The organism is Paenibacillus tarimensis, assembly GCF_021532315.1.
GTDB classification, from domain to species: Bacteria; Bacillota; Bacilli; order Paenibacillales; family Paenibacillaceae; genus Paenibacillus_I; species Paenibacillus_I tarimensis.
The window spans coordinates 627,830-650,025 of record NZ_JAKGAO010000004.1 but is presented as its reverse complement, the minus strand read 5'-3'; the positions used below and the strand labels follow the sequence as shown (position 1 = coordinate 650,025).

The following is a 22,196-nucleotide window of genomic DNA, read 5'->3' as shown; positions in this document are numbered from 1 at the left end:
TCGTCATTTGCGCAATCGAGAAGAAATCCCCTTACCCCTGAAATGATAGTATAGAAGCATCAAGTCCAACTATTATTAAGGGAGCTGTTGCGTAATGTCCATTCGTTTGAACCCTTACTTAAATTTTGATGGCAACACCAAAGAAGCGGTCCTTTTTTACGAGAAAGCGCTTGGCGGAACGTTGCTCGGTATGATGAAATTCGGCGATATGCCGGAAGATCCGAATCATCCGATGACGGAGGATATGAAGGAACGCATCATGCATGCCCACTTGCAGGTCGGCGACTCGGAGCTTATGTTTTCCGACACCTACCCGGGTATGCCATATCAGCCGGGCGATGCCGTGCAGATTGCCATTCATCCCAGTGATGAAACAAGAGCGAAAGAGATCTTCGCCGCCTTGGAAGAGGGAGGGCAAGTCCTTATGCCGCTGCAAAAGACAGACTGGAGTCCCTTATACGGAATGGTTAAAGACAAGTTCGGTGTTACTTTTCAAGTGAACGTCCCAATGGAAACTGGATGTGTCTAGCATGTTAGGCAGTCGGCGAGTAAGCCGGCTGTCTTTTTTTATGCATTCTATCTATATAGCTTTTAGCTATTACCAGCTATAACTTATTGGTAGTGCATTATAACAAATCTATTATGTTATTTTTAATACAATCATTAAACATTACATAGCTAAGGAGATTAACTTATGAGCACTCAAATTGCACCCAAACAGCGTTCCGTTAGTCCGTTCCGATATGACATTGTCGGCAGCTTTCTGCGTCCCAGAGCGTTGAAGGATGCGAGGCAGCAGTTCCAGGATGGTGACATCACGGCTGATCAGCTTAAGGAAATCGAAGATGCTGAAATCACAAAGCTTGTGAGTAAGCAAAAAGAGATTGGTCTTCAAGCGGTGACCGACGGGGAATTCCGCCGCTCTTGGTGGCATTTAGACTTTTTCTGGGGTTTTGATGGCGTAGAACGAACTATTCTCGATAACGGTTACCAATTTAATGGTGCGCAGTCCAGACCCGAGACAGCCCAGTTGTCCGATAAAATACGTTACAGCAGCCACCCGTTTGTAGCACATTATTCGTTCTTGCAGAAGATTGCAGGAGATGATGTTATCGCCCGCCAGTCCATTCCAGCCGCTGCGCAGTTCCTGTTCGAGCTGGATAGAGAAGAGAATCAGGCGAGCACTAAAGCCATATACAAGGGCCGGGAAGAGCTTGTGTCCGACATTGCCAAGGCGTATAAAGCCGCGATTCTTGATCTCTATGCAGCGGGCTGCCGCAGCATCCAAATTGATGACTGTACATGGGGCGCGCTGTGCGACGAACGGTTCATGACTGTCATGAATCAGCTTGGCTTGAACCTTGCCGAATATGCGAATGAATTCGCAAGGCTGAATGAAGAAGTTGTCGCCGGTCTGCCAGACGATCTGGTTGTTACGACACATGTGTGCCGCGGCAACTATGTATCCACGTATGCGGGAGTCGGAGGAGGCTATGAGCCGATCGCCCAGACGCTGCTTAGTATCGATAACTATTCCGGCTTCTATCTGGAGTATGATACGGATCGCGCTGGTGACTTCAAGCCGCTTCGCTTCCTGAAGGACAATCAGCAGGTCGTGCTTGGTCTGTTCTCTTCCAAGTTTGGCGAGCTCGAAGACAAGGAAGAGATTCTGAAACGTATTGAGGAAGCAACGCAATATGTCGACCTGGAAAGAATTTGCCTCAGCCCGCAGTGCGGCTTTGCTTCTACAGAAGAAGGCAACCACCTGACCGAGGAGCAGCAATGGCGCAAGCTTGCTTTTATTAAGGAGATTGCTGAGGAGATCTGGAAGTAAGCCGGATTGCAAATCTGACACTTTAAGAGCCGTGGAAACGCGGCTTCTTTTTTTTGGGAGGATCTCATAACCGTCGCGTATTCAGAGATTGCGAATACATTTGGTAAATTAAGAGTATTTTATATTGATAATACCTTTGCTGAGTGTTACTTTAATATTAAAATAAGTCAGCTTGGGTGATAACATAATAACTTGTCTACATAGAAGGCAAAATTGACAGCTGCAGTTACATTGAGGGAGTCTCATGAATCAATTCAAACCAAAGCAACAAGTCACCAATACGGGTTTGCTGATATGAACGGCAGTATTATAGGAGAAATAGTATACGGAAGAGGAGGTTGAGATTGTACCGCGCGTCCATATTGCAGGTACGATTAAATGGGATACCTGATCATCAGGAAACCGGCACTAAGTGAGTAAAGAAGTGATTATACTAAGGGGGAGACCGACATGGGCGAATATACGGAAAAGGTTGTTAAGATTAATCATCATGGCAGAGAAATCCATGGTGTATCCTATATGCCGACTGGGGAGGGTAAGTATCCAATCGTCATCTTCAGCCATGGTTATAACGGCACGCATGCAGACTTTACGCTTAACAGCCGGTATCTTGCTTCGAATGGGGTAGGAGCATACTGTTTTGACTTCTGTGGCGGGTCTGTCAATTCACAGAGTGACCTTCAGACTACGGAGATGACTATATTTACTGAAAAAGAAGACCTGTGCGCTGTAATCGACAGTGTAAAGCAGTGGGAGCAGATTGATCCCAGCAGCATTTTCCTGTTTGGAGGCAGCCAGGGCGGCTTGGTCACCGCATTGACAGCTGATGAGAGGAGGGAGGATGTCAGAGGCGTTCTCTTGTTATTCCCGGCATTCCTGATCGCCGACCACTGGAATGAAATATTCCCTGCGCTTGAAGATATTCCGGACACGCAAGAGCTGTGGGGGATGACGCTCGGGAGAATCTTCTTTGAAACAATTCACGGGTTTGATGTATACAAGCATATCGGCCAGTATGACAAGAATGTTCTGATTTTCCACGGAGATCAAGATACGGTAGTGCCGCTAGCAATCGGCGAGAAGGCTCTGGAGCTTTACCCTCATGTGAAGCTTGAGGTTTTCCCTGGTGAGGGACACGGTTTCTCTGAGGCAGGCAGTCAGCGTGTAACGGAGATGACGTATGAATTTGTGAAAGCGAATTTATAGGCGGATAAAAGTACAGCCAGCAGGGCAGGATGCATGCTGGCTTTGAACTGTGTCAAGATTGATCCATAGCTGTAACGTATGCCTCCAGCAGGGCTTAGCTTATTGATCCTGATCCAGCTGAGCAATCCAGTCTTGAATGGCCGCTGCCGTCTCATCAATTTGCTGCTCACCGGATATCGCAGGCTGCTGATCGCCTTGCTGCATCCCGTAGGAGCCGAATTGGCCATGATTTCCTCCGACAATCTCCACATAGACGGTATCCTCAGGTAAATTCACTTTCGAGCTTTCCCAAACCTCCCAATTCAGCACAGCATCGTTGGTTCCCGTAATTTGCAGGACTGACAGCTCCGTATCCCGGATTGCTGCTTGTTCATCGGCATAGGACGCCAGGAAGAATACACCTTGAAGCTTATCGGCATGCGCGGCAGCATACCTCGAAGCAAAGACACCGCCTAATGAATGACCGCCAATAACGAATGCTTCATCTGGATATTGCGAAACGAATGAATCCGCCTTATTCTCTCCGAAGATAGCCAGGTTCAAGGGCATGTCTGCGATGAACACCCGATGCCCGGCTTCGGCAAGTTCCCTCGCTAACGGCGAGTAGCTCATCGGTTCAACTAACCCTCCAGGATAGAAAATAATATTGGGCTCCCTCACTGGGCCATCTGCATATTCAAACTTGTAGCCGTCTTTCACTTGCGTTACTCTCACTTGGCTGTCACTTTGCAGGCCTGCTTGAGCGACAGATGATGGCTGGTAGGTGACAGACTTCAGATAGATATAACCGGCAGTCAAACCCAGAATGATAAGGATGCTTACCCAGAGTAATATTTTCTTCCATTTACTTGTTCTATCTGCTTTATGTGTATTTGTCTGCAAGATGATTTGCTCCTTAACTCTGGTTGTCTAGTATAACAATCAAGCCTTACATATAGCCGCGCACGGCTCTGCGCCGTGCTTCCTGATTGGCACTTCGGAGTGCGCTCTTGGCTTCATCATAGTCTGCTGTTCGGATCGCCTCATATATTTTCTGATTGAGTGCCGTCATGGAATAGTGGGGCTGAGTAGGCGTTAAGCTGTAATTGACCATGGCCGCCTGCTTGAACTTATCATGCAGCGAGTCGAACACCCGCAGCATAATAACGTTATTAGCGGCTCCGATTACGCCCTTGCAGAACGCAAGTCCGTGATCGACGTACGCTTCATAATTCCGCTGCAAGGTGGCTTCCTCCTGGAGCCGCAGGCGTTCGCCAAGCATCGCCAGATCATAGGCTGTTTCCTTCTCTGTTACGAGATCAATGCTTGCGGTCTGGAGCATCAGAATCATTTCGTACGTATCCAGCATGTCCTTGAACGGAATATCCTTCACGAGCACGCCCCGGTTCTTCAATGCCTGCAGATAACCCTCCTGCTCCAATCGGGAGACTGCGGACCGGATCGGCGTACGGCTCATGCCCATCTCCGCGGCAAGCTCATTCTCCGATAATACGGAACCGGGCAGCCGGTCACCTCTAATAATTTGTTCTCTTATATAATGATAAGCCGTTTCGACCATCGAATTTGCCGCCATAGATAACCCTTTCCTCTCCCCAAATCAATATATTGTCCATACTACAGCCTGTCTCTATCAGGCGCAAGCCACTGCCGCCGAGGGCAAAGCTTGTTTACAATTTCTTATTCTCTCCTTGATGTCCGCTTGATGGTTGGCCGTTAAGATCAACTTGTATTTAAGTTGTATCCAAGTTGTATCTAAGTAGAAGCTTATCATTTCAGGGAGGGTTATTACAATGAGAAAATGGATGTTACTGCTTGCTGTCATCACCGTATTGACGGCCATCGTGACGGGATGCGGCTCGCAGTCGGCTTCAGCGCCGAACAAGTTTGTGATTGCCTATCTGCCGCAGGAGTCTGACACGCAGACGCAGCAGACGTACAAGGATTTCGAGAACAAGCTGTCTGAGGCGATCGGCGTGCCGGTCGAATCGTATAAGGCGACCAGCTATAATGCGGCAATCGAGGCTATGAAGAACAACAAGGCGGACTTGGCTATGTTCGGACCGTTCTCTTATATCGTAGCGGTAGAGCGCGCAGGTGTCGAACCGATCGTTGGCGTATCGATACCGGCTCTGGCGAGCGCACCGGCATCGGTCATTATCGTACCGAAGGACTCGCCAATTGAAAAGTTAGAAGACTTAAAGGGCAAGACATTCGGATTTGTCGATCCGGTCAGCACGACCGGCCATCTGTTTCCGAAGGCGACACTCGTGAAGCAACTGGGCGTTACACCAGAAGAGCTCGATACTTCGTTCTTCAAGAGCATCCAGTTTGCGGGCAAGCATGATAACGCTGTGCTCGGCGTGGTACGGGGACAGTATGACGCGGCTGCGACATCTGCCATGATACCGGACATGCTGGTTCAGCACGGAATTATTGAAGAGGACTCCTACCGTGTGCTGGCGGCAAGCGAAGCCATGGCCCCCGTAACGCCATTCGCAATCCGCAGCAGCATTCCGCAGGAGATGAAGGACCAGGTGAAGAGCTTCCTTCTCGGTTACGACGACCCGAATTACTTCAAGGCCGTCATGGGCTCAGACCAGGCTAAATTCGTAGACATAGCGGACAGTGACTTTGATCCGATCCGAGAGACGGCTGAGCTGCTTCATCTCGGTCCGGAACAGCTGCTCGAAAACTAAGAATTTGAGGGAGAGCACTTCATGATGAAGTTAACTAAGATACCCGGCGGGTCGCAAGCCCGCCGGAAGAGGAGGGGGAGGCAGTGGGCTGCTGGGACGGCCCTGCTCCTGCTTACCGTTCTGTCACTGGTGTATATCCGGTTTGACGCGGCTGAGTTTCTGCTTGGCATTCCGACCTTCCTGCGGTTCCTGTTCAGCGATTTCCTGCCTCCTGATCCAACCAACCTGCAGAGCTATCTCAAGCCGGTGGCCGATACGTTCATCTATGCCGTCATCGCGACATTCTGCTCGTCGCTGCTTGGCGTCTGCCTGGCGCTGTTGATGGCGCGCACGACCACGCCTCATCCGCTTGTTCGGACCGTACTGCGTGGCTTGATATCATTCCTGCGCAATATCCCTTTCCTCGCGTGGGCTTCGCTGCTGGTTGTGATCTTCGGCGTGGGCACGACGGCAGGACTGATCGCGCTTATTGTGTTCGGCTGCGGCTTCCTTGCCCGGCTGTATGCGGAGTCGATAGAAGAGCTTGATCAGGACAGCATGGAGGCGCTTGAATCCTGCGGGGCAACCTATGGACAGCGCATTAAGCATGCCATCATCCCGCAGTTTCTGCCGGCCTTCTATTCCTGGACGCTGTTCATGTTCGAGATTAATATCCGGGCTTCAGCGGTGCTCGGACTTGTCGGGGCAGGCGGCATTGGCGCATTGATCAAGCAGACGATGGATCTGTTCCAGTACGGAAAGACGTCGATGGTCATTGCCATTATGGTGGCGATGATTCTGATGGTGGAGCTTATGACGAACCGGATTAGGAGGCGGTTGATCTAATGGCAGTACGGAAAATCCCGATCGCGCACAAGGCGACACAGCGGCAGCAGCGGGTACTTAGCATCGGCGCGCTGCTACTGCTGGGCATCAGCCTTTACTATGCGGATATTGATATGATGCAGATTGCTTCAGGTATGGAACGGCTGCCAGCCATCGGCAGGCAGCTGATGCAGCTGTCATTCACGAACGGGGGCGAATTGCTGCGTGAACTGTTGACCTCGATTGTCGTGGCTTTCTTATCCGTTATCTTTGGTGTAGCGGGCGCTCTGTTACTGGCGTTCCTGGTTGCGGCCAACACAACGCCGAACCGGCTGTTCGGCAGGTTGCTGAATGCCGTATTCGTCATCATCCGGACGATACCAACCACCATCTGGGTGCTGCTTGCCGTTGCCAGCATGGGCTTCGGTCCGATGGCAGGAGTGCTCGGTCTGATGTTTCCCACGGTGTCCTACCTAATCCGCACATTTGCTTCGCAGATTGAGGAAGCAGGCGGCGAGACAATCGAAGCCATCCGGGCAGTGGGCGGAACCTGGTGGCATGTCATAGCCAAAGGGCTGCTGCCGACGCTGCTGACGGCGTTCATGGCTACGACGGCATTCCGGTTCGAGATCAGTGTTGCTGAATCCGTTATTCTCGGAATGGTGGGCGCAGGCGGTATCGGCTCGCTGTTGCAGGGATATATCAGCTATTATCAGTTCGCAGATTTATCGCTCGGCATTCTGATGGTATTCTTCACGATGTTCCTGCTGGAGATGGGTACGGTCCAGATCCGGAAGCGGATGGGCAGGCAAAATTAAGGAGGCGGCATAATGGAACCGATTCTGACCATACAAGGGCTGAAAAAACAGTATTCGGCGGGTACATGGGGATTGAACGGCATCGACCTGACTGTGCAGCCGGGTGAATTCATTGCGGTCATCGGACCGAGCGGTGCGGGCAAGTCTACACTGCTGCGCTGCATGAACCGGCTGATTGAGCCTACAGAAGGAAGAATTACCTTCCTCGGCGAGGATGTGGTGTGTGCGAACAAACGTGAGCTCCGCAGTATCCGGGCAAGGATGGGGATGATTTTCCAGCATTACAATCTTGTCTACCGCTCCAGCGTTCTGGAAAATGTGCTGCACGGCCGGCTTGGCTATATGGGCTCGCTCGCGGGCATGCTGGGCCGCTACCCGGAGGCCGATAAGGAGGAAGCCATTGCGCTCCTGGAAAAGGTCGGGCTTGAGAACGAGGTGTACAAGCGTGCGGATGAGCTGTCCGGCGGGCAGAAGCAGCGCGTCGGCGTCTGCCGGGCGCTTGCGCAGAAGCCTTCTCTTATACTCGCTGACGAACCAATTGCGTCGCTTGATCCAAAGTCGTCGAAGACGGTGATGGATGCGATTCACACCAACTGCCGGGAACAGGGGATCGCCTGCCTGGTCAATCTTCACCAGGTCGATTACGCGAAAGCCTATGCCACGCGCATCGTCGGGATCAAGGCGGGACGGGTCGTGTTCGACGGGCCGTCCGACCAGCTGACGAGCGACATCACGCAGTATTTATATGAGGGCAAAGAAGATGAGATGTTCCACAAAGCAGCCATCTAATCGGATAGGCTAGGCGATACATTTTAACGGAAACGAGAGGGTGTTTAGATGAGCAGCTATGCTGTATATCCGGATGACCGGATGATTCCGTATGAAGGAGTACACAATTTCCGCGATATGGGGGGCTATGAAACGGTAGACGGGAGGAGGGTCAAATACGGGCTGTTCTTCCGCTCAGCTGAGCTGCACGGTCTGACGCCAGGCGATCTGGAGCATCTGCAGACCCTCGGCATCAAGACGGTCCTCGACTACCGGCATGAGGAGGAAGCCGCGCGGAAGCCCAATCCGGCCATTGCAGGCGCTGCTTACGAGTGCATCCCTGCGCTGGCTGTCGATCCGTCGGTGCCAGTATCGGCCGCAGGCTCAATCGAGGAGCTGCTGGCCGGCGGACTGCCGGCTGCGTTCGGGCCGGATATGCTGGCCGGCTTCTATGCAAAGCTGCCATTCCGGAACGCGTCGTATCAGCGGCTGATGGCGGTTATTCAGGAACCGGCGCGCCTCGGCCTCCTGCATCACTGTGCGGCGGGCAAGGACCGAACGGGCGTGGGATCGGCACTGATCCTGCTGGCACTCGGCGTGCCGGAAGAGACGGTCATGGCCGATTACCTGCTCACCAATGAAGGACTTGCTTCGTTCACAGCAGCTATCAAGGCGCGCCTTGCTCCTCATCTCGATGAGCAGGGGCTGTTGAGCTTCGAAGCGATGATGGCGGCTAAGCCGGCTTATTTGGAAGCAGCGCTTGATGCAATCAAAGGCCGTTATGGAAGCTATGATGCTTACTTTAAGCAAGAGTTCGGTTTGACGCCTGAGCGGCGGGATAAGCTGCGGGCGTATTGCTTGGAGTAGAATGTACCGGAGATTCCAGGCGAAATGAAATATGCGGCTTATACATGAATGTTAAGGTAGGGCAGCCGTCCGGCTGCCTTTTTATTATGTCTGCCTTTTTCTGGATCAAGTTATGGACTTGCATGGCTGTAAACTGATAAGCTGGGAAATAATCAATCGAGGATAAGTTAGGCGGGGGCATACTTCGTGAATATTGTAAAAGAAATGACCAGTCATGGTCCTTACATACGCTATGAACTCGGACTCGAAAATCTGGTGGGTGAGGCCTATCGATGCGAGAGTCTCCGAAGAGCACGGTCCATATACCGTTCCATTATTGAACCCGAGGACAATGTGGTTTTTATCCATCGTACCAGCTATGACAGAAGTGACCGACAAGTCGGGAAAGTTCGGTTAAAGCGCTTTTTCAGATCAAGATTACCACAAGTACGGTCGCGCATCCTGCCATATGAATTTGATGAATCGGATGAAGATCTTTGGACAAAAGAATGGTCTGTCGAAGTTAAAGCGAAGGAAATTCTAATGCCCTATTTGCTTGAAGCCATTGAGAATACCGACTTCATACGTAAGCCTGACTCCGGGGGAAGGATTTACCTGTATAACCAAACAAAAGACATATTGTTTCATATGTATGACGATCGGGGCTGTGATGTTTTCAGTTCTGATAAAAGCTCTCTTCTGCCATTTTACCATTTACACCGGAAATGGATTCTTGATTATAACCGATACGAAATTGACGGCATATTTGGCGAAGGACTCGCTGGTATCATAGAAACAGATGAAGAACAGAAGAATCGGCGCGCATACAACAACAAGAAAGTTACGGATTCAGGAATCAACCTTAGACGCGCTAATATCTGTCACGTTACGCATGATTTCAAGATACCGTCCATCCATGCCGACAAGTTTGAGGAGGAAATCTCGTTAACCTCATTCACGATCCAGCGAATTCTATCGACAAATGATCAGGTCACGTATACTGCTTCTAAAGCACAGGCTTTGGCGCTTATTGATTATCAAACTCTTCTTATGTGCATGTACGGCAAAAAATATGGCAGCTATGACGGATGGAGCTTCGAAAAGCTTGATTCTAAATCCTGCACCGGAGGTTGAACTTCTATTGGCTTCGTCCAATCAAGTAAAGAATACAGTTGAAAATATAGCAAAAAAACTTCATGAAAAAGACGTGCAGTATGTCTTCGCCGGATCAGTTAGCTCCTTCCTTCAGGGCTGTGAAATTATTCCCGGTGATATCGACCTTCTTGTACCAGAAGCAGGTGATGTTCATAAGATTACAGTGGCTTTAAGTGCTTTTGTTCATGACAATACTTCCTCACTAGAAGAGGATATACCCATTGAGGAATGGTTCTCAACAGCGGCTTCACCCGTTAAGACATTTACCGACTTTGCTGACAATGAGTGGACGTTTGCGCGGCTCGCGGCTGATGGTATCAAGCTTGAAGCTGCTAACATCCGACCCGTAACGCTAACCGAGTACATACACGGCTCAGGGTTTTGGGAGAATGGCCCGCATGTCTGGGAGCACGTTAAACGGGTTCCTTATAACGGCTTATCACTGCCTGTCATCCCGCTGGAGATTCAGCTGGAGACCAATATGAACCGCGGCTTGGAGAGCAGAATTAGAGAAATCTGCAGGATTTTCCGGACCGCCGGCTACGACAAAGCTTTAATCAACTATGCCTTGAGCAAAGGAAACATAGACAGATTTTATACAAACCTGAATACTAGTGACTAATGAACAGTCCAGAAGGAAGGGGTCTTGATCAGGCCAGCCGGTGCGCAAGCACGCGGCTTTTTTTAGTTGGGCAGGGCAGTACGTAGACTACACCTATTAAGCGCCTTACAGAATTGTAAGATAAGTTTATATTTACAATAAATTCAAGCGGACATACAATTAGGATATACGAATGACCCCTGCGAATCATTGACCCGAGGCGTTACGGAACCTTCAGTCCCTAGCTGTAATAGCAGTTAATCTTGGCAGGCTAAGGAGGATACACGAATGGCATTGACAATTAAGTCTACGAACCCGCTTTTTAAAGACTCCGTTACACTTGCTGAATTCCTGGAAACAACGAACGAACTCGAACTATCATTAGCAGAACGCCGTACGATCATAGACCAGGCACTGGTATTAATTGACTCTGTCTACGTTCACCTGCCGCTTAAACAAGCTATGTATGCCATCAATCCGGTACAACAGCTGAAGATTCTGCGCCGCCAAATGCACACCCTGACAGAACGGGAGTTTCACTGCGAAATGCTTCGAATTTTCAAAGAATTGCGCGATCTGCATACCAATTATATTCTGCCTGCTCCATATAATCAGTCTACTGCGTTTCTACCGTTCCTCATAGAGGAGTACTATGATGGCAATGATCAACGGCATTATATCGTTACCAAGCTGATCCCCGGCTTCCAGCACGATACGTTTAAACCAGGAGTCGAGATCAACTATTGGAACGGCGTCCCGATCGACCAGGCAGTGGCCATTAATGCCGACCGTGAAGCAGGCAGCAACAAGGCAGCCCGCCACGTACGAGGGCTGGACGCCATGACTGTAAGGCCGCTTGCCATGTCGCTGCCGCCAGCCGAACATTGGGTCATTGTCGGGTACAGCAGCGATAACCAGGACTACAGCATCCAGCTGCCCTGGCAGGTGAATCAAATCAGCTCGTTTAACGAGATTCTGGCACCGGCTGCAACCGGGGAATTTGCAACTGCTAACGGGCTGGATCTTAATATGGAGCTTACTAATAACGCCCGTAAGGTGCTGTTCTCCCCAAGTGCCATTGATGTGAGCAAAGAGGCTGCCGATCTCCGTACATCTGACGAACCTCTCAACGAGAAGAAGAAGGATTTCTTCAAGAGCAGAAGCCGTTACCCGGACACCTTTCAATTTCGTCCAGTAGATACTCCTCATGGACAAATCGGCTACCTGCGTATTCGGACCTTCAGCAATCCTGAGCCGGACGCCTTTGTGAATGAGGTAATCCGGATTCTGAAGCTGCTGCCCGAGAAAGGCGTAATTATTGACGTGCGCGGGAATGGCGGCGGAATCATCATGAACGGCGAACGACTGCTGCAGCTCTTCAGCTCCAACCAGATTGAAGCCGAACGACTTCATTTTATTAATAACGAAATCACTCTTGCTATTGCTAATTCAGATGCGTTAGGCGGGTTTGCCAAACAATGGGTCAACTCGATTGACCTCTCCACGATTACCGGCTCCATCTACTCGCAAGGCTTCACAATTGAATCTCCTGAACTCACCAACAGCATAGGAAGGCAGTATAACGGCAGCGCTGTCTTGATTACAGACGCCCGCTGTTACAGTACAACCGATATCTTCGCAGCAGGCTTTCAGGACAACAAGATCGGCAAAATACTCGGGGTAGATGATAATACTGGAGCGGGCGGGGCCAATGTGTTCACACACGATCTGTTAAGAGCTCTTCTGCCAGGACCAGACTCTCCCTTCGAGGAGCTGCCCGGCGGTACATTCATGCGGGTTGCTATCCGTCAGACGACACGTGTAGGTGATAAAGCGGGCCTGCCCCTTGAGGACCTGGGAATACAGCCTGATGCCATTCACCGCCTGACCCGCGATGATGTGCTGAGCGATAATCGCGACCTGATTTCTGCTGCAGCTGCGCTGCTGCTGCAATCGCAGGGCGATAAGCAATAAATGATCAGCAAGCGGGCCTCCGTTGTGGGGTCCGCTTGTTTTATAGGGAAAGGTTAATGCATTTTCACTTCGGAGATGAAAGTTGATGAGAACGTACTTAACGACTAGTGGAAGAATAAGACTAGCAATTATGCCGATGAAGAGTTATGTTATAATCGTTTGGTTTAGGCTGTACGACTGTAATTCATAAGGTTTAATCTTTTTATTTCAGCGATGAACGATAATTCGTTTATCGCTTTTTTAATGTTTGCTTATTGAACCGTTACTCAAGTTATGACCATATAGGAATGAACGAGCGATTAAGAAAGGAGAAGATACTTGGATATCGAAGAGCTTAACGATTTAATCGATCAGCATGGCAAGGCGCTCTACGGATTTTGCCTCAGACTTATGCGAAACAAGGAAGATGCAGATGATCTCTACCAGGAAACGTTGCTCAAGGCGATAGAAGGGCATTCTAAATTAGACCGAACTCGGAATCCGAAGGCTTTTCTCCTGTCAATTGCGGTTGGACTCCGCAAGAACCAGCGCCGGAAGTTCTCCTGGAGGCAGAGAATTGCGCCTACGGTAGCGTTCAACGAAGCCGCCGACACGTCCTACGTGTTCATTAGTGAAGATTCCCCTGAAGATGCTGTACTTTCTATGGAGCTGCGCTGCAAGATTCAAGCCGCCGCAGACGGTCTTTGCGATAAATTAAAGATTCCGCTGTATATGTACTATACCGTGGATATGTCTATTGAGGAAATCGCATCTGTATTGAAAATCCCGTCTGGAACGGTTAAAAGCAGGCTATATCAAGCCAGAAAAGCAATGAAAAAGGAATTGGAGGTGGATTCCCTGTGAGTGACTCCGATCAGTGGGACCGACTGCTCCGGCTAGCATTGGCTTCGGATGCTAGGCCTGAAGAGCAATTGAACAGAGACATCATGAACCGGTATAAGGAGAAAAGCAAAACAAGGTCCCCTTATATCAAAAGATTTTCTATAGGAGTGCTGGTTGCTGTGTGTACGCTTGTTATATCGGTGTCTGCATTTGCAGCCATAAAGCTTATAAGTTCCCAGCAGATAGCCGAGCATATGAGAGAAGAATTATTAGCTGAAGCTTTCACAAGCAGCGACGCGGTTGAAATCAATGAGTCCGTTGTTTCTAAAGGCTATGAGATTACGTTGCACGGCATCGTCTCTGGAGCCGGATTGCAGGGACTGAAAAATCCGTCAAGTGAGTTGTCTCCAGAGAAAACTTATGCCGTCGTATCCATTGCCAAGGCAGATGGAAGTCCTATGCCCACAGCGAACGATCCGGAATACAGTGAAGTCCCTTTTTTCGTATCGCCACTCATCAAGGGTTTAAAGCCTTGGCAGTACAACCTCGCCTCGATGCACGGCGCATATAGTGAAAGCGTAACGGACGGTATCATGTACAGAATCATCGAATGCGATGAAGTGCAAAAGTTTGCTGACAAAGGTGCGTATCTGGCCGTTATCGGCGGCACGAGCTTCTTCAGCATTGATGCGATCACGTACGATGAGAAGTCAGGCGAAATGAGCGTACGTACGGACTATCAGGGGGTTGCCGTATTGTTCGATCTTCCTCTAGATAAGTCGAAAGCCGATTCCGCAAAGGCAGATGCGTATTTACGGGAACTGATGAAACCAGAGGCGACCGACGGCGATGCAGTAGCTGAAATGGCGAGAAAAACAGTGCAATGGAAGAATAAATTCTCCGAAGGCAAAGGAACAACAATCCCTGGATCTGTACAAAAAGTAACATACGATGAGCAAGGGAGAATCAACTATAAGTATGGTGACTGGAACATCATAATACCCCCTGACCGATTGCCGGAAGGTCAGACGGGCGATATACCTATCCAATTCAGTGAGAGAGAAGATGGGAAGGTAATGGTGCTTGTATTTACGGTAGAGGATAACGGCGATATCACTGGTAAAGTGGTTGAGATCGAGCTTTGACAGATAATACAAGGGCGAGGCTACCGGTAAAATCGGCAGCCTCGTTTCATTTTGGTAAAGAAGGGATAAACGAGTCACAAGATTATTGTATACGCTTCCAATGTTCGCTATAATTTATACTGTAAGCGTTTGCCAAGAGTGGGGCGTTTTACACATAGGTCATTTCCAAAGAAGGAGGTGTGCTGCCGTAGATTGCTGCTAGACTGCTAGACTAGCCGTTAAGAACGGGCAGGCAAATAATGACTTGGAGGGATCTAGTGAAGATGAAGTTAAGTAAATGGAAGGTTTCCCTGATTGCTGTTTTGTGCCTGACGCTTGTGGCGGCTGTATATGTCCCGGGTAACAATTCAAAGATCTATGCGGCAGAAACCGTTAACGCACGTGATTTTGGTGTGAGGGCGGGTGTGGTTAGTGATCAATCGGCTGCACTGCATGCGGCTATGAAGCATTTTTATGACAGAGGCGTTCAAGGAACGGTGTATCTTCCGGCGGGCACCTACTATGTAGATAATGCCGTGCGTCTGCATGCAGGTGTGAGCCTGATCGGAGACGGAATGGGGAAGACGATCATCAAGAAGACTGGCACGGTGGGCAGCTATGTATTCGGCAATCCGATCCTGAGGGGGAACAGCGATCTGAACGCGACTGTCTCTTATCTGACAATTGATGCGGATCGCACAAACCGTGCTGCACGTGGTCTTGGACAGGTCGGCGGCATTAATATGGATGCAGACATCCGCAGACTGACCCTCTCTAATGTAGAAATCCGGGATACAACGATTGGTGCGCTGCTGAGAAGAACGAAGGATTCGATTATTACGAACAGCGTGTTCGACCGGACCAGCGGGCATGCGATTGCAGCAGGGCATGAGAGCTACCCGGTCGGGGAATTCCGCAATGTCCAGATTACCAAGAACCGCATCACGAATTCCAGTGGCGGCAGCGGCATTAATTTGTCCCGTGCTGCCCACTCTGTCGTAACAGACAATGAGATTATCAACAGCGTGCAGCAAAGCGATACGTACGGCGGTATCCGCATTCCTAACGGCGGCGAATACAATACGGTGAAGAACAACCGGATCGTCAATTACCCGCGAGGGATCTTTCTGACCACTGGCGCCAGATACAATACGATTGAGAATAACACGATTGTGGATTCCCGCATTCACGGTATTCTTGTTGAATCAAACAACAACTACTTCAGAGGAAATACCATTCAGCAGGTGAACACAGCGCTCAATCCGGAGACGATCCGCTTGTCAAATGCAAGCAGCAATGAAGTTTCGGGCAATCGCATGTCAACCTATTCAAGCTTCCGGAATTTCGGTATCCGGGTAACGGGTAACTCGAATAACAATCAAATTCTGAACAACGTTACGAGCACATCCGGTACGTCTGTCAGTATCGAAGGCGGCAGCGGCAATACCGTCCGCGGCAACACGAATACGCGGTAAGGAGCCGGATAGTGTTACGGTTGTTATTCACAACCTCCAGATAACGCAAAGCGTTGCTGGAGGTTTTTTTGCGGACGGAGGGCCGTTACCGGTGAGTCGTTCTAACTTTACCTGCCGTCTTTACGATAAAAGGAAGGGGGGTATCCGGTAATCTGCTTGAACACTCTTCCGAAATGCGTCACGCTTCCAAACCCGACCCGCTTCGCAATCATATTCGCTTTCATGGAGGAGCTGAGTAGCAGCGTCATCGCTTCCTTGATCCGGACATTGTTCAGATATTCCACGTAGGTAAAGCCGGTTGCTTCCTTGAAGAATCTGCTCAGATAGTAGGGGCTGATGTAAAATCGTTCAGCAAGTCGCTCGAGCGACAGCTCCTCCATATAGTGACTGTTAATGAAACGAACGACCTCCGAGATCCGTTCATGCTTGGAGCTGGTCGGTGCCGGCGCGTTGTAACCGGATTCGGAGAGCAGACGGCAGCACTCAATGAGCAGCTGCAGCGTTAAGGCCTGCGCATACCGCTCGAAGCCGGGCTTCTTCTCCTGTACTTCCCGGATAATGCTGTTGGCGATCGGCTCGATAATGGCCCTGCCCCTTGATGAGCCTTTCAGATAGATATATTCCTTCCCGAACAGCGGATTCAGGGCTTCCGCGTGAGAACCATCCGGCGCGGTCAAATAGCTTTCGTGGATGTTCACAATGAAGCGTTCATGCTCGGGTATCTCGGTGTTCGTCGTCCGGTGCAGGATATTCGGAGACAGGATGATCATATCGCCTTCTTCAATGACGATGGTCCGGTCCTTAATGAAAAATTCACGCTTGCCGGACATCAGATAATAGATTTCGTATGTTCGATGAAAGTGGCTGCTCACCATATGATGGCTCATCGCCTTCCGGTGATGGACCACAAAGGTTTCTTTGCTATTCTCGAAGAGAAGTTCTCCCAACGCTCGCACCTCGCTACTTTCCTAATCTTTGTCTTTCATTATACCTGACCCCGGCGAGAGCGCAAGATATGAGATGAATTCGGGAAAATATGCAAAACATGTACATTCCTTTGTGCTAGGATGGTGGTAGTAAGCAATAGGGAGCAATAAAATCCGAGTTCTTCGACAGATCAGGCAGCATGTTTGAATATGACGAGATATGGAGGCATAGGATATGAAACTGCAAAATGACCCAGCGGAGCTTAAACAAATTATCGATCGCGTGGCGGATTACACGCTAGGCATGGACTTGACCTGGGACTGGCCGTGCGGAGTTGCCTATTACGGTGTCAGCCGGGCGTTCGAAGCGACGGGGAACGAGAATTATGTAGAGCGAATGATAGAGTTCTGCGATGAATATATCGAAGCAGGTCTCCCGGTTTGGACAGTTAACGCCTGCGCGATGGGGCACATGCTCGTGACGGTATATGAGTATACGAAGGAGCAGAAATATCTGGATCTTATCATGAGCAAGATCGACTATTTGGAGAACAAAGCCCTGCGCTTCGGGGACCGGGTGCTCCAGCACACCGTGTCTGCCAAGAACGATTTTCCTGAACAGGCTTGGGCCGATACGCTGTTCATGGCGGGCTATTTTATGCTGCGGGTCGGTATTATGCAGGGGAATAAGGCGCTGATCGAGGATGCGCTGCACCAGTACTTCTGGCATATCAACTATCTGCAGGATGAGGAGACCGGCCTTTGGTACCATGGGTACAACAATATCAATAAGGACCATATGTCCGGCATCTATTGGGCGCGCGCGAACGCGTGGGCGGCCTACACGATGTCCCGCGCGGCGAAGGTACTGCCGGAAGCCTACCTGTATCCGCCGATGATGCATATCTGGAGTTCACTGCGCGACCAGCTTGCGGCGCTCAAGAAGCTGCAGAAGGAAGACGGGCTCTGGGGCACTGTGCTTGACTATCCGGATGCGTACGGCGAAGTTTCGGCAACCGCAGGCATTGCAGCCGCAATGATCACGCAGGGGAATCCGCTGCATGCGAAGTACGTCCAAAAGGCGCTGGACGGAACGATCTCTAACATTACGGATAAGGGACGGGTGCTGAACGTTTCGGGCGGTACCGCTGTCATGAACGATATAGCCGGATACCTCGGCATCGACCGCAAATGGGCACAGGGCTGGGGACAGGGATTGGCGCTCGCCTTGTTGACGGCTGCATTAGAGAATCAAGAGAGCGCTCGCGGATAAAAGAAATGAGAGGGGCCGTCCTTAAAGGGCGGCTCTCGTTATGTAAATCGTGGCATAAGAACATCAAATTTTTACCATTTATTCAAAATAAGATTAATTTCTGTTGACGAAACCATTCTATAGTATTCTCAAGCCCTCAGAGAAATCCGCGCGGATGAGCGGCTAAATGAATAACAAGGAGTGGAAAACCGGACATGATCCGATACGCTGGCTACCATCGAAAAGAAAGAAGTTGGTTAATTACACTACTGATTTTTGCCATGATCTTCTCCAGTTTCCTTGCCATTAAAGCTCACGCTGAAGTGCTTTCGACGTCCCCTGCAGCTGGACAAGCAGCTTTTGAAAGTACTGGGCAGCTTAACGCTCCCGTCGACGAGTCGTCTGCTACCGGTATGCTGCAATCCGAGCAGGAGGCAAGCGCACTTGCTGACAGCAGCTACAAAGCCACCCATCTATCCATGGCACCTGGACGCAATGAATCCGAGCTGAACTTTGCGTGGTATTCACCTGTCAACCCTGTAGGCAGCGTTGTGCAGATTGCGGAAAAGTCAGCCATGACAGGAAGCCAATTTCCTTCAAGCAGGGCAATGACCTTCACCGGTCAAGCTTCGCGTGCTGCGAGCGGATACGCCTCTAACAAGGTAACCGTTACCGGCCTCAAGCCGTCCACCTCGTATGTTTACCGTCTGGGAGACGGACTGGAAGGGCATTGGAGTCCCGTCTACACAGTAGAAACACAACGCTCCGATTCATTCCGGTTTCTGTTCATAGGTGATCCGCAGATTGGTTCAGGCAATCTAGCTGCCGACGCGGCAGGCTGGACGGACACCCTTAATAAAGCTGCCGGGATGTTCCCGGATTATAGTTTTATCATGTCAGCTGGGGATCAGGTAAACATAGCAACCAGTGAATCGCAGTACGAACAGTACTTCAGTCCAGGCGTTCTTCGCCGACTGCCCGTAGCCACAACTCCAGGCAATCATGACAACGCAGTGAACTATACGTATCACTTTAACCAACCGAATGAGTCGAAGACGTATGGGGTAACGGCAGCAGGGGGCAACTACTATTACACTTACGGCGATGCGCTTTTCATGGTCCTGAACACCAATAATAACAACGGCGCTTCGCACAAGGCTTTTCTGCAGCAGGCGACTGCAGCACACCCGAGCGCCAAGTGGAAGTTCGTCACCCTGCATCATTCCATATACAGTGCCGCCAGCCATTCAACAGAGTCCTATATTGTGAACCTGCGCAAGGCACTTGTTCCGGTCTTTGATGATCTGGGCATCGATGTAGTCTTTATGGGGCATGATCATTCCTATGTCCGTACTTATCAAATGAAAGGCGATATTCCGCTTAAGAACCAGCAGACCGATAGCAGCGGGAGGGTTGTAAACCCAGAGGGCACTCTATATCTGACAGCCAACTCCGCAAGCGGCAGCAAGTACTATTCCATGAAGACGACAGCGGAGCCTTACTCCAGTGTCAGAAGCCAGCTGCGCGTTCCAACCTTCGCGACAGTGGACGTTACGCCAACAACATTCGCAATTACCACCTACCGCACCGACACCATGCAGGCAGTCGATACGTATTCCATAGTCAAGGATCCGTCCCGTACTGTCCGTAACACCGTACTCGTTGATGGCGCTTCTGTCTGGAAATACCTCGATAATGGTACGGATCAAGGTACAGCCTGGCGTGCAGTCAATTTTGATGACAGCAGCTGGAAATCAGGTGCCGCTCCGCTCGGCTATCCTGCCAGTAAGACAACCAGCAGCTTGGGTCCTGTCAAAACAACGATCAGCTACGGTCCGAGCAGCAGCCGCAAATACATTACTTCGTACTTTCGTAAAGCCATTATGGTTGATCAAGCCGACCAAATCATCAGTCTCACCGGAAAATTCGGGGTAGACGACGGATTCGTTCTGTATGCCAATGGCTCGGAAGTATACCGCTGGAACATGCCATCTGGCGAGATCAGCTACCAGACGCTCAGTGCGAATACAATAAACGAACCCCGGACCGTTACTGCCGACCTGACAGATGCGCTCAAAGGCAAGCTTATTAATGGCGTAAACGTACTAGCTGCCGAAGTACACCAGCGCAGCGCCAACAGCTCTGATCAATATTGGTCCATGGAGCTGAACGCTTCAGTCGTTACACCAGCCACCCAAACAGCGGCATAGAATAAAACTAAGGACAGAACAAAGCTTCTAAAGCGGTGTTCTGTCCTTAGTTCCGTATTTATACGACCGTTTTGTATTCCAATAGGAGCTGTTAGTTTAATGAACAATATTCTTATTCATATTGACCGAGATGGCGCGGCCAACCTCGCCAGCACCTATGATGTTTGGTTTGTAGACAGAATTCTCGCCCATGCAGACACCCTCCTGAAATAGAAGCAATCTCCTATGATATAATCTCGATATATTACGACTTACGAATGGGGATGACTGACGATGCTAACGTTCCTTGTAGTGGTGTATTTTACCGTCTTGATTATTAATATTGTATCGCATTGTAAAGACTTTTCCTTATCCTAGTATGGTTAAGGAAAACGTAGTTATTATTATTTCAATTGCCCCCTTAGCGTATTTAATAGGAATTGTTAGCAGGCCCTGGAAAGTGCCCTTGATTCTAATAAGTGCATCTATATTTTTCTTATATCTCGTTTATATAGTACAAAGAAGAAAAACTGACTAACAGACTATTAATGAGCTTGTCGGAGGCCCAATCGAATGGTTGTCGTCAAAAACTAAGGCAGCGTCACTGTTTCATGCTTATTTTTGTAATCGCTGTACCGCCACGACCACTCGCCGTCTTGGCCCAGTGAGGCATAATATTCGAAGTTTGCTTCGCCGTCATCGTCTATGTCCATGGCAAGGGCGATGTGCGGAGGAATGCGATCCGCTTTGCTAAATTCGTCGTAATAAGAAGCCAGCACTTCGGAGTCAAAAGGTGGAGTTCGCATATAGTCATCCGTCAATTTGACAATGTTCAGCTGTATACTAGCGTCAGGCGCCTTGTCAAACCGATATCGAAACAGCACTCGTGTCGGCTTGGCTTCGACTGGCAAGACTTTGATGCTTGGGATGGATTCCATGATCTGTTCCCGGAACGTTGTAAGCGAAGGGCTGCTCAGTTCTTTATTAGAGGTACAACCGCTCATCAGCGCAGCTACGGCTATCAACGCGACCCCGATGCCTTTTATATATGCAGATCTCGTCACGCTAAAATCACGCCAGACGACTTTTACTTTCTTGCCTTCCGTGTTCACGGTTTTCACTTAACACCTCCCGCATTAAGGGCTAGGGCTAATATAACTATACATCGTATCCATATGTCCGAGGAAGTCGGTGTAGTTCAGTATCCATTTGGTAAACAAACAGGCTTAGTACCGATATCATGATCTGTAGAGAGGGAGAGTGGAGCGGGGAAGAAAAGGGACCCAATCCACATCGGACGGGTCCCAGTTTCTTTACTGCTTCTCAGTTCCTTGAATCTTCTCGAAGTAAGGGGCCAGCTTGGAGCCTAGCTCCTGCCACTGCTGCTGTTCTTTTTCGGTCAGCTTCCCCTCATGTTTGATTCCATTCTCGTCTGTAATCTTCAGCTTCAGCTGCATCAGCTGCTTAAACGATTCCTTAAACTCCTTGAATTCGTCTTCCGTGAGCTTGGCTTTTGCCGTTTGAAGCATTCCATCAATTTCTTGATAAGCTTCCTGGGAACCGCCGCGCTGTTCAATGGCTTCAGAAGAACCGAATATATCATCGGCTAGATAGGAGGAAGCAAACACGGCAGATGGAATCAGAATTGCCACTGCAATTATACCTGCGATCAAGCGTTTTTTCATGGGAGATCTACCTCTCTTTTC

21 protein-coding genes are annotated in these 22,196 nt (G+C 49.8%); 16 read left to right on the top strand and 5 right to left on the bottom strand.

What is annotated here, in order from left to right; translation table 11 throughout:
• Positions 1–94 precede the first annotated feature (94 nt).
• From L1N82_RS04300 to L1N82_RS04290, 3 genes are all read left to right on the top strand, one after another.
• Positions 95–529, top strand: coding sequence for a VOC family protein (locus tag L1N82_RS04300; protein ID WP_235286118.1), 435 nt, complete (start codon positions 95–97; stop codon positions 527–529).
• Between the two features lie 165 nt (positions 530–694).
• Positions 695–1,834 carry a 5-methyltetrahydropteroyltriglutamate--homocysteine S-methyltransferase gene (locus L1N82_RS04295; protein WP_235286117.1) on the top strand — a complete coding sequence of 380 codons (1,140 nt, stop codon included), beginning with the start codon at positions 695–697 and terminating at the stop codon, positions 1,832–1,834.
• 450 nt (positions 1,835–2,284) lie between these two features.
• Positions 2,285–3,040 (top strand): alpha/beta hydrolase family protein, encoded by a 756-nt coding sequence (locus L1N82_RS04290; RefSeq protein WP_235286116.1) that lies wholly within the window; start codon positions 2,285–2,287, stop codon positions 3,038–3,040.
• A gap of 99 nt (positions 3,041–3,139) precedes the next feature.
• Here L1N82_RS04290 and L1N82_RS04285 read toward each other — a convergent pair whose 3' ends face one another.
• Together L1N82_RS04285 and L1N82_RS04280 are read right to left on the bottom strand one after the other, a co-directional pair.
• Entirely contained in the window at positions 3,140–3,922 is a 783-nt protein-coding gene (locus L1N82_RS04285) for an alpha/beta hydrolase (RefSeq protein ID WP_235286115.1), read from the bottom strand.
• Positions 3,923–3,968: 46 nt separating this feature from the next.
• Complete coding sequence (locus L1N82_RS04280; protein ID WP_235286114.1) at positions 3,969–4,613, bottom strand: GntR family transcriptional regulator; 645 nt, start codon at positions 4,611–4,613, stop codon at positions 3,969–3,971.
• Between the two features lie 217 nt (positions 4,614–4,830).
• Between L1N82_RS04280 and L1N82_RS04275 the strand changes: the two genes are divergently transcribed.
• The 11 genes from L1N82_RS04275 (at position 4,831) to L1N82_RS04225 (ending at position 16,123) form a co-directional block, all read left to right on the top strand.
• Positions 4,831–5,736 (top strand): phosphate/phosphite/phosphonate ABC transporter substrate-binding protein, encoded by a 906-nt coding sequence (locus L1N82_RS04275; protein WP_235286113.1) that lies wholly within the window; start codon positions 4,831–4,833, stop codon positions 5,734–5,736.
• Positions 5,737–5,757: 21 nt separating this feature from the next.
• Entirely contained in the window at positions 5,758–6,561 is an 804-nt protein-coding gene (gene phnE / locus L1N82_RS04270) for a phosphonate ABC transporter, permease protein PhnE (RefSeq protein ID WP_235286112.1), read from the top strand.
• The gene (locus L1N82_RS04265; protein WP_235286111.1) at positions 6,561–7,358 is read left to right on the top strand and encodes a PhnE/PtxC family ABC transporter permease; all 798 of its coding nucleotides are present in this window, start codon (positions 6,561–6,563) and stop codon (positions 7,356–7,358) included. The genes phnE and L1N82_RS04265 overlap by 1 nt, the downstream gene beginning before the upstream one ends.
• 12 nt (positions 7,359–7,370) lie before the next feature.
• Entirely contained in the window at positions 7,371–8,147 is a 777-nt protein-coding gene (phnC, locus tag L1N82_RS04260) for a phosphonate ABC transporter ATP-binding protein (protein ID WP_235286110.1), read from the top strand.
• Positions 8,148–8,195: 48 nt separating this feature from the next.
• Positions 8,196–8,993, top strand: a complete 798-nt coding sequence (locus tag L1N82_RS04255; RefSeq protein ID WP_235286109.1) for a tyrosine-protein phosphatase — start codon at positions 8,196–8,198, stop codon at positions 8,991–8,993.
• Between the two features lie 186 nt (positions 8,994–9,179).
• The gene (locus L1N82_RS23390) at positions 9,180–10,106 is read left to right on the top strand and encodes a DUF3885 domain-containing protein (protein WP_235286108.1); all 927 of its coding nucleotides are present in this window, start codon (positions 9,180–9,182) and stop codon (positions 10,104–10,106) included.
• A gap of 7 nt (positions 10,107–10,113) precedes the next feature.
• Positions 10,114–10,749 (top strand): hypothetical protein, encoded by a 636-nt coding sequence (locus tag L1N82_RS04245; RefSeq protein WP_235286107.1) that lies wholly within the window; start codon positions 10,114–10,116, stop codon positions 10,747–10,749.
• A 267-nt stretch (positions 10,750–11,016) separates the two neighbouring features.
• Positions 11,017–12,702 (top strand): S41 family peptidase, encoded by a 1,686-nt coding sequence (locus tag L1N82_RS04240; RefSeq protein WP_235286106.1) that lies wholly within the window; start codon positions 11,017–11,019, stop codon positions 12,700–12,702.
• Between the two features lie 318 nt (positions 12,703–13,020).
• Positions 13,021–13,545 carry an RNA polymerase sigma factor gene (locus L1N82_RS04235; protein WP_235286105.1) on the top strand — a complete coding sequence of 175 codons (525 nt, stop codon included), beginning with the start codon at positions 13,021–13,023 and terminating at the stop codon, positions 13,543–13,545.
• Positions 13,542–14,669 (top strand): hypothetical protein, encoded by a 1,128-nt coding sequence (locus tag L1N82_RS04230; protein ID WP_235286104.1) that lies wholly within the window; start codon positions 13,542–13,544, stop codon positions 14,667–14,669. The genes L1N82_RS04235 and L1N82_RS04230 overlap by 4 nt, the downstream gene beginning before the upstream one ends.
• 263 nt (positions 14,670–14,932) lie before the next feature.
• Complete coding sequence (locus tag L1N82_RS04225) at positions 14,933–16,123, top strand: glycosyl hydrolase family 28-related protein (protein WP_235286160.1); 1,191 nt, start codon at positions 14,933–14,935, stop codon at positions 16,121–16,123.
• A gap of 107 nt (positions 16,124–16,230) precedes the next feature.
• On the opposite strand, the gene L1N82_RS04220 is transcribed toward L1N82_RS04225, so the two are convergent.
• The gene (locus tag L1N82_RS04220; protein ID WP_328284423.1) at positions 16,231–17,079 is read right to left on the bottom strand and encodes an AraC family transcriptional regulator; all 849 of its coding nucleotides are present in this window, start codon (positions 17,077–17,079) and stop codon (positions 16,231–16,233) included.
• Between the two features lie 205 nt (positions 17,080–17,284).
• Between L1N82_RS04220 and L1N82_RS04215 the strand changes: the two genes are divergently transcribed.
• Together L1N82_RS04215 and L1N82_RS04210 are read left to right on the top strand one after the other, a co-directional pair.
• Positions 17,285–18,322 carry a glycoside hydrolase family 88/105 protein gene (locus tag L1N82_RS04215; RefSeq protein WP_235286103.1) on the top strand — a complete coding sequence of 346 codons (1,038 nt, stop codon included), beginning with the start codon at positions 17,285–17,287 and terminating at the stop codon, positions 18,320–18,322.
• Between the two features lie 260 nt (positions 18,323–18,582).
• Positions 18,583–20,511 carry a purple acid phosphatase family protein gene (locus tag L1N82_RS04210; protein WP_235286102.1) on the top strand — a complete coding sequence of 643 codons (1,929 nt, stop codon included), beginning with the start codon at positions 18,583–18,585 and terminating at the stop codon, positions 20,509–20,511.
• Positions 20,512–21,080: 569 nt separating this feature from the next.
• Here L1N82_RS04210 and L1N82_RS04205 read toward each other — a convergent pair.
• On the bottom strand, positions 21,081–21,554 hold the full coding sequence (locus L1N82_RS04205) for a hypothetical protein (RefSeq protein WP_235286101.1): 474 nt from the start codon (positions 21,552–21,554) through the stop codon (positions 21,081–21,083).
• A 249-nt stretch (positions 21,555–21,803) separates the two neighbouring features.
• Positions 21,804–22,175 (bottom strand): DUF3600 domain-containing protein, encoded by a 372-nt coding sequence (locus tag L1N82_RS04200; RefSeq protein WP_235286100.1) that lies wholly within the window; start codon positions 22,173–22,175, stop codon positions 21,804–21,806.
• Positions 22,176–22,196 lie beyond the last annotated feature (21 nt).

What these genes read in the sequence shown, in the direction of transcription:
- L1N82_RS04300 (WP_235286118.1), top strand. Translation starts at nt 95, where the DNA reads ATGTCCATTCGTTTGAACCCTTACTTAAATTTTGATGGCAACACCAAA.
- L1N82_RS04295 (WP_235286117.1), top strand. Translation starts at nt 695, where the DNA reads ATGAGCACTCAAATTGCACCCAAACAGCGTTCCGTTAGTCCGTTCCGA.
- L1N82_RS04290 (WP_235286116.1), top strand. Translation starts at nt 2,285, where the DNA reads ATGGGCGAATATACGGAAAAGGTTGTTAAGATTAATCATCATGGCAGA.
- L1N82_RS04280 (WP_235286114.1), bottom strand. Translation starts at nt 4,613, where the DNA reads ATGGCGGCAAATTCGATGGTCGAAACGGCTTATCATTATATAAGAGAA.
- L1N82_RS04275 (WP_235286113.1), top strand. Translation starts at nt 4,831, where the DNA reads ATGAGAAAATGGATGTTACTGCTTGCTGTCATCACCGTATTGACGGCC.
- phnE (WP_235286112.1), top strand. Translation starts at nt 5,758, where the DNA reads ATGATGAAGTTAACTAAGATACCCGGCGGGTCGCAAGCCCGCCGGAAG.
- L1N82_RS04265 (WP_235286111.1), top strand. Translation starts at nt 6,561, where the DNA reads ATGGCAGTACGGAAAATCCCGATCGCGCACAAGGCGACACAGCGGCAG.
- phnC (WP_235286110.1), top strand. Translation starts at nt 7,371, where the DNA reads ATGGAACCGATTCTGACCATACAAGGGCTGAAAAAACAGTATTCGGCG.
- L1N82_RS04255 (WP_235286109.1), top strand. Translation starts at nt 8,196, where the DNA reads ATGAGCAGCTATGCTGTATATCCGGATGACCGGATGATTCCGTATGAA.
- L1N82_RS04240 (WP_235286106.1), top strand. Translation starts at nt 11,017, where the DNA reads ATGGCATTGACAATTAAGTCTACGAACCCGCTTTTTAAAGACTCCGTT.
- L1N82_RS04225 (WP_235286160.1), top strand. Translation starts at nt 14,933, where the DNA reads ATGAAGTTAAGTAAATGGAAGGTTTCCCTGATTGCTGTTTTGTGCCTG.
- L1N82_RS04215 (WP_235286103.1), top strand. Translation starts at nt 17,285, where the DNA reads ATGAAACTGCAAAATGACCCAGCGGAGCTTAAACAAATTATCGATCGC.
- L1N82_RS04210 (WP_235286102.1), top strand. Translation starts at nt 18,583, where the DNA reads ATGATCTTCTCCAGTTTCCTTGCCATTAAAGCTCACGCTGAAGTGCTT.
- L1N82_RS04200 (WP_235286100.1), bottom strand. Translation starts at nt 22,175, where the DNA reads ATGAAAAAACGCTTGATCGCAGGTATAATTGCAGTGGCAATTCTGATT.